The 16,847-nt window shown below is 42.3% G+C and carries 12 protein-coding genes and 2 tRNA genes; 7 read left to right on the top strand and 7 right to left on the bottom strand.

The annotated features are described in order from the left end of the window. Window positions 1-88: 88 nt before the first annotated feature. The 5 genes from J2Y37_RS08985 to J2Y37_RS09005 form a co-directional block, all read right to left on the bottom strand. Window positions 89-164, bottom strand: a tRNA-Lys gene (locus tag J2Y37_RS08985). Between the two features lie 98 nt (window positions 165-262). After that, window positions 263-338: transfer RNA gene (locus J2Y37_RS08990), tRNA-Lys, on the bottom strand. A gap of 245 nt (window positions 339-583) precedes the next feature. After that, a complete protein-coding gene (locus J2Y37_RS08995; RefSeq protein WP_349032601.1) occupies window positions 584-2,425 on the bottom strand; it encodes a long-chain-acyl-CoA synthetase in 1,842 nt (613 codons plus the stop codon). A 189-nt stretch (window positions 2,426-2,614) separates the two neighbouring features. Then, on the bottom strand, window positions 2,615-6,016 hold the full coding sequence (locus tag J2Y37_RS09000; protein ID WP_349032602.1) for an Rne/Rng family ribonuclease: 3,402 nt from the start codon (window positions 6,014-6,016) through the stop codon (window positions 2,615-2,617). Between the two features lie 92 nt (window positions 6,017-6,108). Beyond that, window positions 6,109-6,330 (bottom strand): hypothetical protein, encoded by a 222-nt coding sequence (locus J2Y37_RS09005; RefSeq protein WP_171063372.1) that lies wholly within the window; start codon window positions 6,328-6,330, stop codon window positions 6,109-6,111. Window positions 6,331-6,804: 474 nt separating this feature from the next. Here J2Y37_RS09005 and J2Y37_RS09010 point away from each other — a divergent pair, with 474 nt between their 5' ends. The 6 genes from J2Y37_RS09010 (at window position 6,805) to J2Y37_RS09035 (ending at window position 11,814) form a co-directional block, all read left to right on the top strand. Beyond that, a complete protein-coding gene (locus J2Y37_RS09010; protein WP_121929757.1) occupies window positions 6,805-7,737 on the top strand; it encodes an RluA family pseudouridine synthase in 933 nt (310 codons plus the stop codon). After that, entirely contained in the window at window positions 7,734-8,432 is a 699-nt protein-coding gene (locus tag J2Y37_RS09015; protein WP_004668491.1) for an HAD-IA family hydrolase, read from the top strand. Before J2Y37_RS09010 ends, J2Y37_RS09015 begins: the two co-directional genes overlap by 4 nt. Window positions 8,433-8,501: 69 nt before the next feature. After that, on the top strand, window positions 8,502-9,200 hold the full coding sequence (locus J2Y37_RS09020) for a YafY family protein (protein ID WP_349032603.1): 699 nt from the start codon (window positions 8,502-8,504) through the stop codon (window positions 9,198-9,200). 51 nt (window positions 9,201-9,251) lie between these two features. Continuing rightward, the gene (locus tag J2Y37_RS09025) at window positions 9,252-9,860 is read left to right on the top strand and encodes a glutathione S-transferase family protein (protein WP_005194913.1); all 609 of its coding nucleotides are present in this window, start codon (window positions 9,252-9,254) and stop codon (window positions 9,858-9,860) included. A gap of 423 nt (window positions 9,861-10,283) precedes the next feature. Next, a complete protein-coding gene (locus tag J2Y37_RS09030) occupies window positions 10,284-11,336 on the top strand; it encodes an MBL fold metallo-hydrolase (protein WP_004668495.1) in 1,053 nt (350 codons plus the stop codon). Window positions 11,337-11,382: 46 nt separating this feature from the next. Then, window positions 11,383-11,814: a GNAT family N-acetyltransferase gene (locus J2Y37_RS09035; RefSeq protein ID WP_004668497.1), complete on the top strand. Its 432-nt coding sequence runs from the start codon at window positions 11,383-11,385 to the stop codon at window positions 11,812-11,814. Window positions 11,815-11,871: 57 nt separating this feature from the next. Here the strand turns inward: J2Y37_RS09035 and J2Y37_RS09040 are convergent, their stop codons facing one another. After that, on the bottom strand, window positions 11,872-13,392 hold the full coding sequence (locus J2Y37_RS09040; RefSeq protein WP_004668500.1) for a catalase: 1,521 nt from the start codon (window positions 13,390-13,392) through the stop codon (window positions 11,872-11,874). Window positions 13,393-13,937: 545 nt separating this feature from the next. On the opposite strand from J2Y37_RS09040, the gene J2Y37_RS09045 reads away from it, so the two are divergent. Then, on the top strand, window positions 13,938-14,387 hold the full coding sequence (locus tag J2Y37_RS09045) for a hypothetical protein (protein WP_349032604.1): 450 nt from the start codon (window positions 13,938-13,940) through the stop codon (window positions 14,385-14,387). A 79-nt stretch (window positions 14,388-14,466) separates the two neighbouring features. Here the strand turns inward: J2Y37_RS09045 and ptsP are convergent, their stop codons facing one another. Continuing rightward, complete coding sequence (ptsP, locus tag J2Y37_RS09050) at window positions 14,467-16,761, bottom strand: phosphoenolpyruvate--protein phosphotransferase (RefSeq protein ID WP_004668504.1); 2,295 nt, start codon at window positions 16,759-16,761, stop codon at window positions 14,467-14,469. Window positions 16,762-16,847: the final 86 nt, after the last annotated feature.

The following is a 16,847-nucleotide window of genomic DNA, read 5'->3' on the forward strand; positions in this document are numbered from 1 at the left end:
ATATATTTTGTCATCGTTTAGACATATACAATTTATATGATAGCCAATAAAAAAAACCTCATCAAAAATGATGAGGTTCTTTAGAATTTGGTGGGTCGTCCGCGATTCGAACGCGGGACCAACGGATTAAAAGTCCGCTGCTCTACCAGCTGAGCTAACGACCCTGAAAGAATTTTAGAGTAACACTCTAAAATTTTTGCAAGACAAGCGAAGCGCGTAGTCTTACAAAGTAAATCCTTTTCAGGAAATCAAAACAAATAAGTGGTGGGTCGTCCGCGATTCGAACGCGGGACCAACGGATTAAAAGTCCGCTGCTCTACCAGCTGAGCTAACGACCCTGAGCGAGGATAAGTAAAACAACGTTTTACCCGAGCGCAAGAGATGAGAAGCAACGCTTCGCAAGTAGATTTCTCTTACATTCATACTCGAACTGACTCAGAGAGAAGTAAAACTTCTAAACACTGTATCGTTTTGATGCTGCGTATTCTAGCAACTTATTCAGCTAACACAAGAGGAAATTTAAAAACAGTCGCATGATTGTTTATAAAAAGCACGATTTCCTCTTGTTTAGCTAAAAAACGAACTAGAAACGGTATTGATAACTTTGAATATTGTCAAAGATTTCAGCATTTACATCACAATAGCGCGTTGCGCCTGGTAGTAAAACCAATAAACGCTCATCGGTTTTACTTGGATTAAAGCCATCATCTTTCAGCTTATTCTTTTGATATTTAAAAGTACCTGTGGTTTCAACTTTAGCCTGTACACGTAGAAATACTGGGATTGCATATGCAGGTAAGCATTTCTTGAATACATCGACCATATCGGTGAGGTCGGATTCATTTAGCTTTTCACCATCTACAAGTGTGATGGCTGCCATACCTGCACGACCATTGGTATTTGGGATTTCTACTCCATACACTACTGCTTCGACAATTTTATCATATTCGCAAACCATGTTTTCAACTTCAGTTGTAGACACATTTTCGCCTTTCCAACGGAAGGTATCTCCTAAACGGTCTACAAACTGCGCATGACGGAAGCCAATATCACGAACTAAATCGCCAGTATTGAAGTATGAATCGCCTTTGACGAAGACATCTTTCAAGATCACAGATTTGTTCTTTTCTGGATCAGTGTAGCCATCAAATGGAGAACGGCTGGTAATTTTACCAACGAGTAAACCAACTTCACCTGTCTTCACTTTCTTGCAGTAGCCTTTTTGGTCACGAACAAGTTCATTCTTTTCTTTGTCAAACTCAACAATGGCATAAGGCGTAGGAGAGAAGCCAACGGTATTGTCAAAGTTGAAAATGTTGCTAAAGCCAACGTTACCTTCACTTGATGCATACAGCTCAAGGACTTCTTCAACACCGAAGCGCTCTTTGAATTTGCTCCAAATGTTTGGACGCATACCGTTACCAATCATTTTGGTGACACGATGGTTACGATCAAGCTCTGTGACAGGAGCATCCATGAGATATCGGCATAATTCACCAACATAACCAATCGCTGATGCATTGAATTTTTGTACGTCTTTCCAGAATGCACTGGTTGAGTATTTACGGCGTACCGCTAATGTTGCGCCACCTGCAATAACACCACACCAACAAACCACGACACCAGTGGCATGATAAAGGGGCAATGTCACGTACATCACGTCATCTTTACCTAGATTGAGGATATGACCGTAAGTACCGTAAGCTAGCGTCCAGCGGCTATGGGTAAAGATTACAGCTTTAGGCAAGCCGGTTGTACCTGAGGTGTAAATATAAAATAAACCATCTTTACCCATTACGGTACGTGTGGTTGAAGGATTGAACTTTGGAAATTGATCAATTTCTTGAGCGAGGTTGGCATAGCCTTTAGGTGCTGTTCCAGCATCTTTAAGCGTTTCTTGATCCGCAAACCAATGAAATCGATCTTGAGCAACCTTGAGGTCTTGACGAGCTTCATCAATTGCAGCACGAACTTCTTCACCTGCAATCACAGCGATTGGGTTGACTAAGTTGATGCTATGCGCCAGCACTTTACCAATTTGAGAGGTGTTGACCAGTGCAATAGTCACTCCAATTTTTGCTAAAGCAACGATCGTAGCAATCAATTCAGGACGGTTTTCCACCATCACCGCGATGACATCACCTTTTTTTGCACCAAGCGATAAATAGTAATGCGCAATTTGGTTGGCCCATTCATTCAGTGCTTGGTAGCTGTAGCTTTGATCTTCAAATAATAACGCGATACCTTGCGGGTTGCGCTTTACTGCTTTTTCAAAAGCGACCCCTAAGCCAGCTGGAGAAGTTGGCGTTCGCAAATATGCTTGTTTAAGACCATTCAGAATATGAGGTACTTTGGTGAGAAAGTTTGGAAGTCGAGTTGCGACATCACCAAGAGTAATAATATCGGTCTGCGTAGTTTGGCTCATATCAATCCTATTTATTTTTCGATCAATCCAAAGGTGGCTATCTGTGAGAACATAACCATTAACATCATTGTTAGCGATGTTGTTTTTAATCGCAAGTTCCTAGAGCAATCAACCTAATTTGACAAAATAACAAAAAAGCCTAGTCACCGAAATGACTAGGCTCTTGATTATTGAGTGCGATTTAGCAAATTACTCATTGCTAGGAACACTCTTTTTCGGTGGACGTCCACGTGGGCGACGAGGGCGGTTAGATTTTTCTTTCTCGATTCTAGCCGCAGCCTCTTCTTCTGATTCTGGTGTTTCAGGATCAGAAGTTGGCTCCTCAGTTTCAGTCGCTTGTGCTGGTTCTACTGTTTTCTCTACAGCAACTGCTTTTGATTTCGCAGCAGGTTGTGGTTTTTCAACCGTTTTAGCAGGAGTTGCTTCAACTTCAGAAACTTCGGTTGTTGCCAGTTCTAGCGGTTGTTGCTCAGGCGTTACCGCAACGGTTTCCTCAGCGACAGCAGCAGTGACTTCTGTTTCCTTCACTTCTTCTTTAACGTCAGTGTTTTCTACAGGTACAGGCACTGCTTCTACTGGAGCTGGAGCCGCAGTTGAGCTTAAATGCGCTTCTTTGGCTTGTTCAGCAGCAAGTTTAGCTAAACGACGACGCTCACGAGGGTCATTTGCAACACGAATAGAAGATGCTTCAGGTGGCGTGAGTGCTAACACTGGTGCCGGTTCTGCTTCTTCGGTTGGTTTTTGGCTCGGAAGTTCAACGTCACGAGTAACTGGGCGTTTCTCCTCAGTTTCGGTTGTTTCAACCACGAGGCTGCTTGCATATTGTTCAGCGAACTTTTGTAAAGCACGATTGAACGTCGTAATTAAACCAAATTGCTCAATTAAAATGGTGCAATCTTCACCATAGACATGACGAATCAAGCTGCTAAGTGTGTATTGTCCCAAGCTTGGAATTTGCGATGGGGCAATTTTCGGCACCGCTTTTTGGTTCGTTTGAGCTTTACGCTGCTGACGATGGCGCGAACGTGGATCATTCGCTGCACGTTTTGCTGGTGCTTGTGCGACTTCAGCGACTGGTGTTTCTACAACCACTGGTTGTTCTGACACAGGTGCTGTCTTCGCAGTTTCTACCACAGGTTGAGCTGGCTCTGCTTTTACTGCAGGAGCAACTTTCTGTTGTGGATTAAGTGCAACAATTTCACTTTGACCTTGATCAATGTTCACAATCAATGCTGTGTTCATTGGTTCAGTACGTGGCGCATCAATCACAGCAACTTTAACTTGTTGTGGATTCTCTGCTGCTGGAGCAGCAGGTGCTTCATTTAAAACGCTTTGATCACGGTGACGATTTGGTCGATTTGGTCGTTGTTGATTGCGTTCACGACGTGGCAACGGTGTAGCATCATTTCCATGAGCAGCATCATTCTGCTGTTGTTGGTTTTGAGGCTCTTGTGGTTGCTGACGTTTCTGCTGGCGCTTCATCTCACGTTGTTCGTGACGCTGTTCTTGACGAGAGAGCTGTACGACTTCTTCATGCACAGGAGCAGACGCTTGTGGTTCATGTGCATGAACATGCACGTGTTGTTCGCGTTGCTCTTTGTGTTTACGCTTCTTCTGATTTTGCGATTGGTTTTGAGATGCATGTGGACGATGTGGTTTTTCGTCTTTATCAAAAGATTCGCGTGCTTCTTGTTTCACAGGCGGTTGTGACATATAAGCATTGTTGCTTACAGGTGCTGTTACCACTTCTGATGCAACAGGTGTTGGGATCGCAACTTGACCAAATTGGCCACGACTAATCGCACCATTGTTCACCATTTGTTCAATGCTTGCCGCAGCATTTTGTGCAGAACGAGACTGATCAGTGGTTTGTGCTTGTTTTTGAACAAATAAGTTCTCTAACCATGCACATGGACTCGTTGAAGTCTGTGGTTTTGCTTGAGTTTGTGATGGTTGTTGAGCAGCTTGCGTTTGGCCAGCTTTTTTCTGTGGTGCCGCTGTCTGGTTTTTGACAGGTGCAGCATGTTGATGCTCAGCATCCTCTATATGCCATTCAGAAGATTCATAGCCCAGTTCTTTTTCACTTGAGCGAGTTGCTTCTGTACGTTCATAGCTTGAAGGTGCAAAACCTTCTGGATTGAACTGGATTTGATAATGCGGTGTTTCTAAGTGTGGGTGAGGAAGGATCGTAACCCGCACATTTGAGGTTTGTTCAAGATAAACAAGACTATGACGCTTTTCATTCAATAGGAATGCTGCGATTTCAACAGGCACTTCAACTTGAACTTCACCTTGACGTTCACGTAATGCAATTTCTTCAACTTTACGCATGATCGAAAGTGAAAGAGAACGTAAGTCACGAACCATACCTGTGCCATGACAGCGAGGGCAGACATAACCTGTTGCTTCTTCTAAAGACGGACGTAAGCGTTGGCGGCTCATTTCCATCAAACCGAAACGTGATAACTGACCGAACTGAATACGTGCGCGATCACTTTGCGTTGCTTCACGGAGTTTAGCTTCAACCATACGTTGGTTGCGGTCTTTGGTCATGTCGATAAAGTCGATCACCACCAATCCACCAATATCACGTAAACGCAATTGACGAGCGATTTCTTCTGCAGCTTCTAAATTGGTATTTAAAGCAGTTTCTTCAACATCATGTCCGCGTGTTGATTTTGCAGAGTTGATATCAATCGAAACAAGCGCTTCTGTTTGGTCGATTACGATTGAACCACCAGAAGGAAGCTTTACTTCACGTTCATAGGCAGTTTGGATTTGGCTTTCGATACCAAAGTGAGCGAATAAAGGCTCATTCAAGGTATAGGTTTTCAATTTGTCGAGTTGGCGTGGCATGACTGCTTTTACGAAGTTATAGGCTTCGTTATACGCCTGTTCGCTATCAATTAAGATTTCTGAAACATCATCACGTAAGTAGTCACGGATTGCACGTGTGACCACACCCGCTTCTTGATGTACCAACATTGGCGATGGGCCAGTGCTTGAGGTGCTTTGAATTTGAGCCCAAAGGTCAAGCAAATGTTGTAAGTCGAGTTGCAGTTCTTCTTGCGTACGACCGATACCGGCAGTACGTACAATCACGCTCATGCCGCGAGGAAGGTTTAGTGACGCTAAAATTTCTTTCAGTTCTTCACGCACTGAACCTGAAATCTGACGGCTAATACCACCACCTTTCGGGTTGTTTGGCATTAATACTAAATAGCGACCAGCAAGTGAGATGAAGGTCGAAAGTGCAGCACCTTTGTTGCCACGTTCTTCTTTTTCAACTTGAACCAGTAACTCAGTCCCTTCGGTGATGAGTTCACGGATATTTGAGGTTTGGCGAGGGTCAGCTTTGAAATACGAGTTTGCAATTTCTCGCATTGATAAAAAGCCTTGACGCTGTGCGCCGTACTCGACGAAAACCGCTTCTAAAGACGGTTCAACACGAGTGACATGACCTTTATAGATATTTGATTTTTTCTGTTCACGAGTACGATTTTCTAAATCGAAATCGTAAAGACGATTATCAGTGATAAGTGCAACGCGAACTTCTTCGGCGTGGGTTGCATTAATCAACATACGTTTCATGGGTGTGACACCTAATAGTGATGCACACAAACAACGAGCTCAATACTTTTGAACAAACATCAAGTTGGCGCGATCAAGACTCAGAAGCAACTTTATATATGATGCTCTGAAACCACTGACTGTAATATCCAGTTTCGGGCTTTGATACGATTCTTTCGATGTAAGCAATTCTGCTTCAATCTTGGAGCTATTGGTATTTCATCCATGTCATGCATCTGTGAAATACCACTAGACCCGATGTAATCAAAGTGTCCTGTACGCTTCACTGGCGGGTGAGCGGTGCATTGGATGGTGACTTTCATTGTCTTAAGCATTGAAGTCGATCCATCTGGAAGTCTCGATACGGAATGATCATCGTATCTGTGCTTGGCAGTTCCAATGCATCAACGCTTTAGCCTGAATGCGACATCAGGGAGCAAATTGTCTGATGTGGATCAGTTTACGTTTAATAACCAACAAATTTGCTGGCGACATATTTTTTATGAACAAACTGTATGTGCAGATGCACAATTAAACGCAACAGTTTGTCATTTTGCCGATATAATAAGCCTTCGGCGTCGGCATAATTCTTTAGGACCTATTCGAGCTATTGGTGAGTTTCTCATCTATTTGAAATTTTAACTAAATAAAATTTTTGATTTGACGCTCACTTACGAGGGTATCCGTGTGATGAATATACCAAACCTTGCGGCATCTGCCTATGGGCTAAGTTTAGGTTTCTTGTGAAATAACTTAGCTAAATGATCATTTTTTAATCATATTTAGTAAATCTTGGATTAATCGAGCGTATGAATTCTACACAGCAATGGCAAAGTGTCACTTGGTTTGAAGTGGATGAGCATCAATTAGGGCAGCGAATTGATAACTTTTTATTTACCCGATTGAAAGGTGTGCCAAAAAGTCGAATTTATCGTTTAATTCGCGAAGGGCAAGTTCGTATCAACAAAAAACGCGTGAAAGCAGAGACGCGTTTGGCGATTGGGGATCAAATTCGTGTCGCACCAATTCGCTATGAACAAAAAGATGAAAGCGATGTACCTGTGAGTGATGGTGTGGCGCAAAGCTTACTCAGTCGTGTCGTGTATGAAGATGAAGGTCTGTTGGTGGTGAATAAGCCATCCGGTATCGCAGTACATGGTGGTAGTGGTGTTGCGTATGGCTTAATTGAGGCTTTACGTGCCGCGACGGGGAAAAAATATTTAGAGTTGATTCACCGTATTGACCGTGATACCTCTGGTTTGGTGATGATCAGTAAAAAGCGGAGTACCTTAAAACTGCTACAGGATTTACTACGCGAGCACAAAATACAGAAAACATATACTGCGATTGTAAAAGGGCAAGTCAGTTTGGATCAACAAATGATTGATGCACCTTTACTTCGCTATGAACTTTCTAACGGTGAGCGTCGGGTTCGAGTCACCAAAGAGGGAAAACCGAGTAAAACCGAATGGAAGGTGGTAGAGCGCTTTAAAACAGCTACCTTGATCAATGCCTCACCGTTATCGGGTCGTACCCATCAAATTCGTGTGCACGGTTTAAGTATTGGTCATCCGCTGATTGGCGATGATAAATATGGACACAACACACCTTATGCGGGTCCAGAAGCAAGACGCTTGTGTTTACATGCGATGCGTTTGGAAATACCAAACTATCCCGTGATTGAAGCGCCGATGCCTGAGGATATGCAACAGGTGATAGACGAGTTGAGAAAAAAGCCTTGAGCCAAATTGATAAAATAGCAATCAGTCACAGCATTGAGCTGGTGATTTTTGATTGGGATGGCACTTTATTCGATTCAGTTGGGCAGATTGTGGCAAGCTTGCAACATGCAGCACAACGATTCGAGCAACCGTTAACGGATGAAGCTGCGAAAAGTATTATTGGTTTAGGCTTGCCTGAAGTGATGCAAATCTTATTTCCTCAAGTGCCACATTTACAGCAAGATATTTTGCAATGCTATGCAGATCATTATGTTGCTAACTCTAAAGGTGATGCTTGGTTTAGTGGCGTTGCTGAATTACTCATGGATTTAAAGCAGCAAGGTTTGAAACTTGCGGTTGCCACAGGAAAAAGTCGGAAAGGTTTAGATCGTGTACTCAGTCAAACCAGTAGCCATGATATTTTTGATATTACCCGTGCTGCCAGTGAAACCAAGTCCAAGCCGGACCCGTTGATGTTGCAAGAAATTCTTGCCGAAATGCAGGTGGATGCGGCACGTGCGATTATGGTGGGAGATACCAGTTATGATCTTGAGATGGCACAAAATCTGAATATGCATCGTATCGGTGTGAGTTATGGTGTGCATAGCATTGAAACTTTACAACGTTATCAACCTTTAGCGATTGCTCATAATGTTCAGGAATTACAGGGTTACTTACAGCGTATCTTGCAGGTGAATGCTTTAACAGAAAGTTAAGCCATTTGAAAATGATAAAAAGATGGGGAAGTACGCTTTCCCATCAGCCATAATAAAAATAGGAAAACCATGAGTCGTTCAATTCGTTTACTCAACCTTTTACAACTGTTAAGAGAATATCGCTTTCCTGTGACTGCACAGGTATTGGCTGAGCGTTTGCAGATCAGCCAACGTAGTATTTATCGTGACATTGAGAGTTTACGAGCACAAGGGGTCAATATAGAGGCTGCCGCTGGTTTAGGTTTTCAACTTAAAGAAAATTTCTTACTCCCGCCGATGACCTTAAATGAAACTGAAATAGAAGCGATTTTCTTGGCTTTAAATTGGTTGAATGACATTCCAGATCAAGCCTTAAAAGCTGCATCAACTTCGGTGTTAGCTAAGTTAAATGCAGTATTACCTGAACATTGCCAGCATTTATTGCAGCAGACGACATTAAGGTCAATCCAAACATGGCTACCTGTCGATGAGCGATTGGTTGAACAAGTTCGAGTCGCTATTCGTCAACAAGTCAAAATCTTGGTCGATTATGTAGATGAGCAGCAGCGAGTGAGTTCAAGAGTGCTGTGGCCATTTGCGCTCGGGTATTTTAATGATCGTATTGTGTTAGCGGCTTGGTGTGAGTTGCGTAACGGATTTAGACATTTCAGAATTGATCGAATACTACAACTGAGTTTAAGCCAAGAATTATATCCGCACATTAAACAACAACTTTTCCAACGATGGTGGCTACAAGAAGTCTGCCATTCGACTACTGACAAAAACTGACAATCAAAACCATTACATTTAAATAAGACCAACAAACAAGGAAAAATGAAAATGACACTTAAACTTTATACCAATTCTCAATCTCGTGGTGTGGTGGTCGATTGGCTACTGATCGAACTTGGCATTGAATGTGAACGCATTGAAGTTGCCTTTGAAACCGAAATGAAAACGCCTGAATATTTAAAAATTAATCCCTTTGGCAAGGTTCCTGTTTTGGTTGATGATGGGGTTGTCATTTATGAGTTAGGCGCTATTTGTGCTTATTTGGCAGATAAGTTTATAGAAAAAGGTTTAGCACCTGCATTGGATGATCCTCAGCGCGGTATTTACTATCGTTGGCTGATGTTTATTTCTGGACCGTGGGATGCTGCATCGACCAATAAAATGCTCGGTATAACTATAAAACCAGAACAGAAGATGTTTGTTGGATATGGTGACGATCAAGATGTTTATACTGCTTTTGTGCAGGGCTTAAGTGAAGCGGATCCATATTTATGTGGGGCCCAATTTACTGCGGCGGATGTGATGGTTGCCGCGATGTTATTTTGGCAGTTAAAAATGAATGAAATAGAACCTCATCCTGCAATAGAACGTTATTTAGAAAATGTCAGCCAACGACCAAGTTATCAACAGTTCGCTGCATTTTTTAGTAACGTATAAAAATAGATCTCTTTCTTCAATCCCCTTGCGGAACTTCAATCGTTCCTCATGCTCCCTATGGGAGAAATATAAAGAGGCTAAATAATGATGAAACAGTTCTAATAAAATAAAGCAGAAAACAGTCGTATTAATCGGCTGTTTTTTTTTATTCATTTTAGGTTTTAGAAAAAATGGATTACGTCAGCTTACATAAATTAAGTAAACAATGAGGATCAGCAATAAAATTATATTGACTCGACTAGAGAAAATCAGCATAACTAAGAACCTTATGTGAGGATTGAAGTCGATAATTTGGATGAAATAAAATCCTTTAAAAATTATACAATCTATTGATTTGATAAAATTTAGATTGAAAGACTTCTTATCATTTAATACATATTCGCTGATGCCTCATGCGATTGGATTCCACCAAAGAAGACGTACATGAAAGATAAGCCGACATTAACCTATCAATTGCCGACACAATCTTGCTTGAGCCACACTTGGGAGAAACCTCCATTTCCACACGAGGCTTCTGAGCATTCTGGTATTGATCGTTTTTATAATCTAGAAAGACCTTTAACATCGTTGGGTCGTAAAGCTTTATTTAAATGGCTTGCGACGCGTAAGTCTTTTACATGGCGTGTTGATCCTGCGCAAGAATTGAATCTGCGTAATCAGATGTTGGAATTGCCGCAAAACCGTCCGCATGCAGATCTCAATGATTGGCAAATGTGGTTTATTGGTCATGCTACTGTTTTGATTCAAATCGGCCCTTATAATTTTTTGACTGATCCAGTTTGGTGTGAATATGCCAGCCCAAGACAAGGGCGAGGGCCGCAGCGTGTGTGTACCGCAGGCATAGCTTTAGAGCATTTGCCAACTATTCATGGGGTTTTGCTGAGTCATAATCATTATGATCACATGGACTTAGCAACTCTGGATTGGTTACATCAGAAGTTTGAAATGCCAATTTATACAGGTTTGGGCAATGGCTATTACATGCCGAAGCACTTTCATGTCATTGAAATGGATTGGTGGCAGGAGATACCGTTTCATGATGAATTAAAGATCGCTTATACCCCTGCGCAGCATGCTTCTGGACGAGGATTTAGAGATCAAAATCGGGCGTTATGGGGTGGCTTTTCACTTTTAGCTAAAACGGGGCATTGTTTCTTTGCGGGTGACTCGGGCTATGGGGGACACTTCAAACAAATTCATGAACGTTATGGTGATGCAAGGGTTGCATTATTGCCTATTGGTGCATATGAACCGCGTAAATTGATGCATTATGTGCATATGAATCCACAGGATGCATTCCACGCTCATTTAGATCTCCATGCCCACCGTTCTTTGGCGATTCATTATCGAACTTTTCAGTTGACGGATGAAGACCGTGATACGCCAGAACATGAATTGATGCATGCAATGAAATCATCTTCAAGATTGATTAGTCCTTTTTATTGTATTCGTGAAGGGCATTTCATACGCGCTTAACATTTAAGCTAAATCTTGATTTGTTATTTTTAAATATGAGAAAACTATGCTCCTAGACGCTGTACATCCTGAAAACTATGCAGAACTACTAGCCGTTTGGGAGGATTCTGTTCGAGCAACACATGATTTTATTAGTGAAGATGATATTGCCTTTTTTAAGCCAATCATTATAGAACAGGCTTTTCCAGCAGTTACTTTAAAGTGTATGAAAAGTGATACAGGTGCGATTTTGGGCTTTGTTGGTGTGGCAGAGAAAAAGATTGAGATGTTGTTTATTCGAAATGCAGCACGAGGTCAAGGCATTGGCAAGCAGTTGTTATTTTATGCTGTTGAACAGCTTGGTGCGACTAACGTAGATGTCAATGAACAAAATCCACAGGCAGTTGGTTTCTATGAATGTTTAGGCTTTAAAGTCATTTCTCGTTCCCCACTGGACGGATTGGGCAAACCTTTCCCAATTTTGCATTTGAGTTTGTAGCTTTAAATTGTTTGGGTAAAAAAGCCATCCGAGGATGGCTTTTTTGTACTTCAAAAGTTAAAGAAAGCTTGGTAAATGTCTCGCTGGATCGGTTGCACGTGCGGCTTGAGCATCGGCCACCGTTAAACCTAATGCTTGTGCAACACCTTCACCATAAGCGGGATGACACGCATAGCAGTTACGAATATGGCGATATTTAATAAAGTCTAGTGCATCACCCATCGCGCCTGCTGTATTGTCAAACAATGCCTGTTGTTGCTCAGGTTTCATCAGTTCGAACAGGGCACGGGGTTGGCTAAAGTAGTCATTATCGTCTTCACGGAAATCCCAGAAATCAGCATCGCCATTGATTTTCAATGGTGGCTCTTTGTACTGCGCTTGCTCTTGCCATTGACCGAAACTATTTGGTTCGTAGTGTGGTAAAGCACCGTAGTTGGCATCGGTACGCCCTTGACCATCACGGTGATTACTGTGAACAGGGCAGCGCGCCGCGTTGACTGGAATTTGTTGATAATTCACACCTAAACGATAACGTTGGGCATCAGCATAGTTGAATAGACGTGCTTGCAGCATTTTGTCTGGTGAAACGCTAATGCCAGGAACGAGGTTGCTCGGTGCAAAGGCGGATTGTTCAACATCCAAGAAAAAGTTTTCTGAATTACGATTTAGCTCAAACTCCCCAACTTCGATGAGTGGGTAGTCACCATGAGGCCAAACTTTGGTTAAATCAAATGGATGGTAGGGAACTTTTTCAGCATCTTGTTCAGGCATGATTTGTACACACAACGTCCATTTTGGATAGTCGCCACGTTCAATTGCGTCAAATAAATCACGTTGATGGCTTTCACGATCTTGACCAACCAATTCACCTGCTTCTGCATCAGTGAGGTTTTTAATGCCTTGTTGTGTTCTAAAGTGGAATTTTACCCAGTAGCGCTCATTGGCTGCGTTAATAAAACTATAGGTGTGGCTACTAAAGCCATGCATATGACGATAGCTGGCAGGAATGCCTCGGTCTGACATTACAATGGTCACTTGATGCAGTGCTTCTGGCAGTAAAGTCCAAAAATCCCAGTTATTGGTTGCGCTACGCAGATTGGTTTTAGGGTCGCGTTTCACTGCTTTGTTTAAATCTGGAAATTTACGTGGGTCACGTAAAAAGAACACAGGCGTGTTATTTCCGACCATATCCCAGTTGCCTTCTTCAGTATAAAACTTAAGGGCAAAACCGCGAATATCACGTTCCGCATCAGCGGCACCGCGCTCACCAGCAACGGTGGTAAAACGGGCGAACATTTCAGTTTTTTTACCGATTTCACTAAAAATTTTAGCGCGAGTGTATTGGGTAATATCGTGGGTGACTGTAAATGTACCAAATGCACCTGAACCTTTGGCATGCATACGACGCTCAGGAATCACTTCACGCACAAAGTTGGCAAGTTTTTCATTTAGCCACAAATCTTGGGCAAGGAGTGGTCCTCGCGCGCCCGCAGTTAAACTATTTTGGTTGTCAACGACGGGCGCACCAAAGTCTGTTGTAAGTTGGCTATAAGGACATTTTTTGTCATCTTGGCTCATGTTTCTTCTCCATCAGGGTGATCTGCATGAAATCAGCCTGACTATTAGACCGTTATGAAAGTTGGACCGTTACAGCCTAATCATGGCTTGATTGGGTATCGTGATAGATGCCTAAATAATAATTACCATGATTAGGTGTAGCCTTTGTACTTTTTACTCTAGGTGGATAAAACTCTTTTTTCCAATGGATTAAAGTTGATGTCTTAAATGCTTTATTCGATTGAAGCTGTTTAAATCTTAAACTTTAACTTAATTCATGTTGATATATGAATTGTTAATAAAGTTAAAAAATATTTAAAAAATAGATGTTTATTCTATATTTTTCTGGGATGGTAGCGGTCAAAATGAAAAACTACTTGCATGAAGACAGCATGAATATATTTAGACGTTGTAGCGCAAATATATGTTGGTGTTGTGTAAATAAGGTGATTTTGCAACTTCAATTAATATGGGATTTCTAAGCTTAAATGCTAGAAATATGTAAGTGAAAATGAATTGATTTTATTTCATGGTATTTTTGAGTCTAACTGTTTTGGGATAGAAAAATGAAAAAAATTGCTTATGGCTTAGGTTTGTCAGTGACTCTTCTGGCTGGTTGTAGCTCAGTTGCTCCCCATAGTGGCTTGAAAACTACTCAATCAAATACAGTAGCGGTCGAATTTGTTGGAAATAATATCTATAGCGTGCCGGAACAGCAGGGTACAGTCAGTTTATATGCTTTGGAAACAGGTTTGGCCGATGCGCCTGCGACCTTAATTCAACAAAAGCAAGTGCAGGTTTCTCAAGTTCCGTTTACTGTGAATTTTACAGTGCCAGCAGATCATAAAAAGCTGATTCAACCGACGGTCCGCGAGGACGCTGAGATTACTTATTACGTAACATGGGAGTCGGCTACTCAGAATTTGACAGGCAAAGATGCGATTGTGATTGACTACGACCGAAAATTCCCTCGTGTTAAATTGGGAAGCGGCAAGCAACAGATTTATTTAAAATAATAAGATGTGGCAAGAAAGGGTGACACTCAGAAGAGGATCAACCTTTTTTATTAGTGTTGATACGCTAGATTTCTCTGTTCTAGGCGTTCACCAAACGATTTGATTTAACCATATCCGCTAAACCATGTGTTCTAAAATAATGCTCTAACCAGCTCTTAATCAGCAATGGATTATTCATACGCAAAACTTCATCTAATAGCCGTTTTGCATCACTCATTGGAATATGACAAATCGCCTTTCGTACCCTTAAAATATTACTTGAGCTCATAGAAAGGGTGTCGAAGCCCATTGCCATCAACAGAATTGCGGACAAGGGATCACCTGCCATTTCCCCACAAATACTGATCGGTTTTTGATACTTATGGCAATCTTGTACCAGTTGTCGCAGTGCGCGTAAAACCGAGGGATGCAGATGTGAGTAGACATTGGCCACATGCGGGTTATTACGATCGACAGCCAATAAATATTGCGTTAAATCATTTGAACCAACGGAAAAGAAATCAACCAGTTCCGAAAATTCATCAATTTGAAACAGCACGCTTGGCACTTCAACCATAATGCCGAGTTTGGGTTTGGTGATTTTGACTTGCTCTTCTTCTTGAACTGCAATCCAGTCACGCTCAAATAAGTACAGCACTTCTTCCACTTCACTGACACTGGTCACCATTGGCAGTAAGATATGAAGGTTGTTTAAACCAATACTGGCTTTTAGCATCGCACGGATTTGTGCAGAAAAAATCTCAGGATGATCCAGCGTAAAGCGCAAGCCACGCCAGCCCAATGCAGAGTTCTCTTCTTCAATACTAAAATACGGCAGATCTTTATCCGCACCAATATCCAGTGTTCGCATAGTCACAGGTTTATTGGCGAAATGACTGAGTTGTTGGCGGTAAATCGCACGTTGTTCTTCTTCACCAGGGAAGCGTTCACGCAGCATAAATGGAATTTCACTACGATATAGCCCGACACCTTTGGCACCGCGTTGCACCCCACGCACCACATCAATCATTAAACCGGTATTGACGAACAAGGGGATCGCGACGCCATCGGGTGTGATCGCATCTTTGGTCTCATACTGCTTTAAATCTTTGGCAATTTGTTCTTCTTCTTTTTGGACTTCTTTATAACGTTGGCGTAATCGACGTGGTGGATTGACGAAGATCCGTCCTTGATAGGCATCGACAATCATCTCAATGTCGTCAAGCGTGGTAATCGGTAACTCGGTTACGCCCACAACTGTTGGAATCCCGAGTGCACGTGCCACAATCACCATATGTGAATTGGCTGCACCTTCAGAGGTCACAATCGCTGCAATATTATCAACAGGAAGTTCAACGAGCGCAGCAGTACTGATTTCTTCACCGATGAGGATGCTATCAGGGCTAAGCTCACGATGACTGGTATCATTTTCCTGCAAGCAAGCGAGAATTCGACGACCTAAGTCTTTAAGGTCGGAAACTCGTTCTCGTAGGTAGTCATCTTCCATTTGTGCAAAGAGGGCGATGTGTTTATCAATCACCTTCCGCACCGCACCTTGTGCCCAACTTCCTGAGCGAATATGGTCTTTAATTTCACTTGGCAGTGCATTTTCATCCAACATCCGTAAGAACACGCTAAATAAAGCACGCTCTTCCGACATGAGGGAATCTTGCATTTTTTCATCTAAGGACTGAATTTCTATACGAACTGAAGCAATCGCTTGATCGAGTAATGCTAATTCATCGCTAATGTCTTCAGCTTCGCGATCTGGAATCACGGCTAAATCAGCAGGGGGGTAGAGTACAATCGCACGGCCTAAGGCGATGCCACCCGCACCAGACACACCCTGAAAGGTTTTATAGGTAGAGCCGCCATTGGGTTTGCGGAAAACGTCAATATTCCCTACGGCATGGGCATGCGCGATCACACCAGATAGTTGTGCACATAGCGTGACCAGAAAAGATTCAGCCGCTTCACTAAAGTCTTGTGATTCCTTATTTTGAACCACCAAAACACCCATGACCTTACGGCGATACATCACGGGTACGCCAAGGAATGAGTTAAATAGTTCTTCACCTGTTTCCGGCAAATAAGCAAAGCGTTCGTGTTTTGGTGCATTGTCTAAGTTGACAATTTCTTCACGTTGACCGACTAAACCGACCAAACCAGTACCGACACTTAAAGAGACTTGTCCAACGGATTCAGGGTTTAAACCTTTTGAGGCCATCAACACATAACGGCGATTACGCTCATCTAAGAGATATATAGAGCATACATCCACGTGCATCGCTTCAGCCACATGATTGACCATAATGTCCAAAGAGTCATGCAAACTGACGGACGCATTGATTTCTTGCACAATGCGTCTGAGGGTGTCGAGTTGCATGTTTGACATGGATGTTTACTCCAATTTATAAATCGTTATATGCCTATTTATAACAGCTCTCTTGTTGAAAATCATTGCTTAAAATGATGATTCTA

It is taken from the genome of Acinetobacter sp. 3657, assembly GCF_031456775.1.
GTDB lineage: Bacteria > Pseudomonadota > Gammaproteobacteria > Pseudomonadales > Moraxellaceae > Acinetobacter.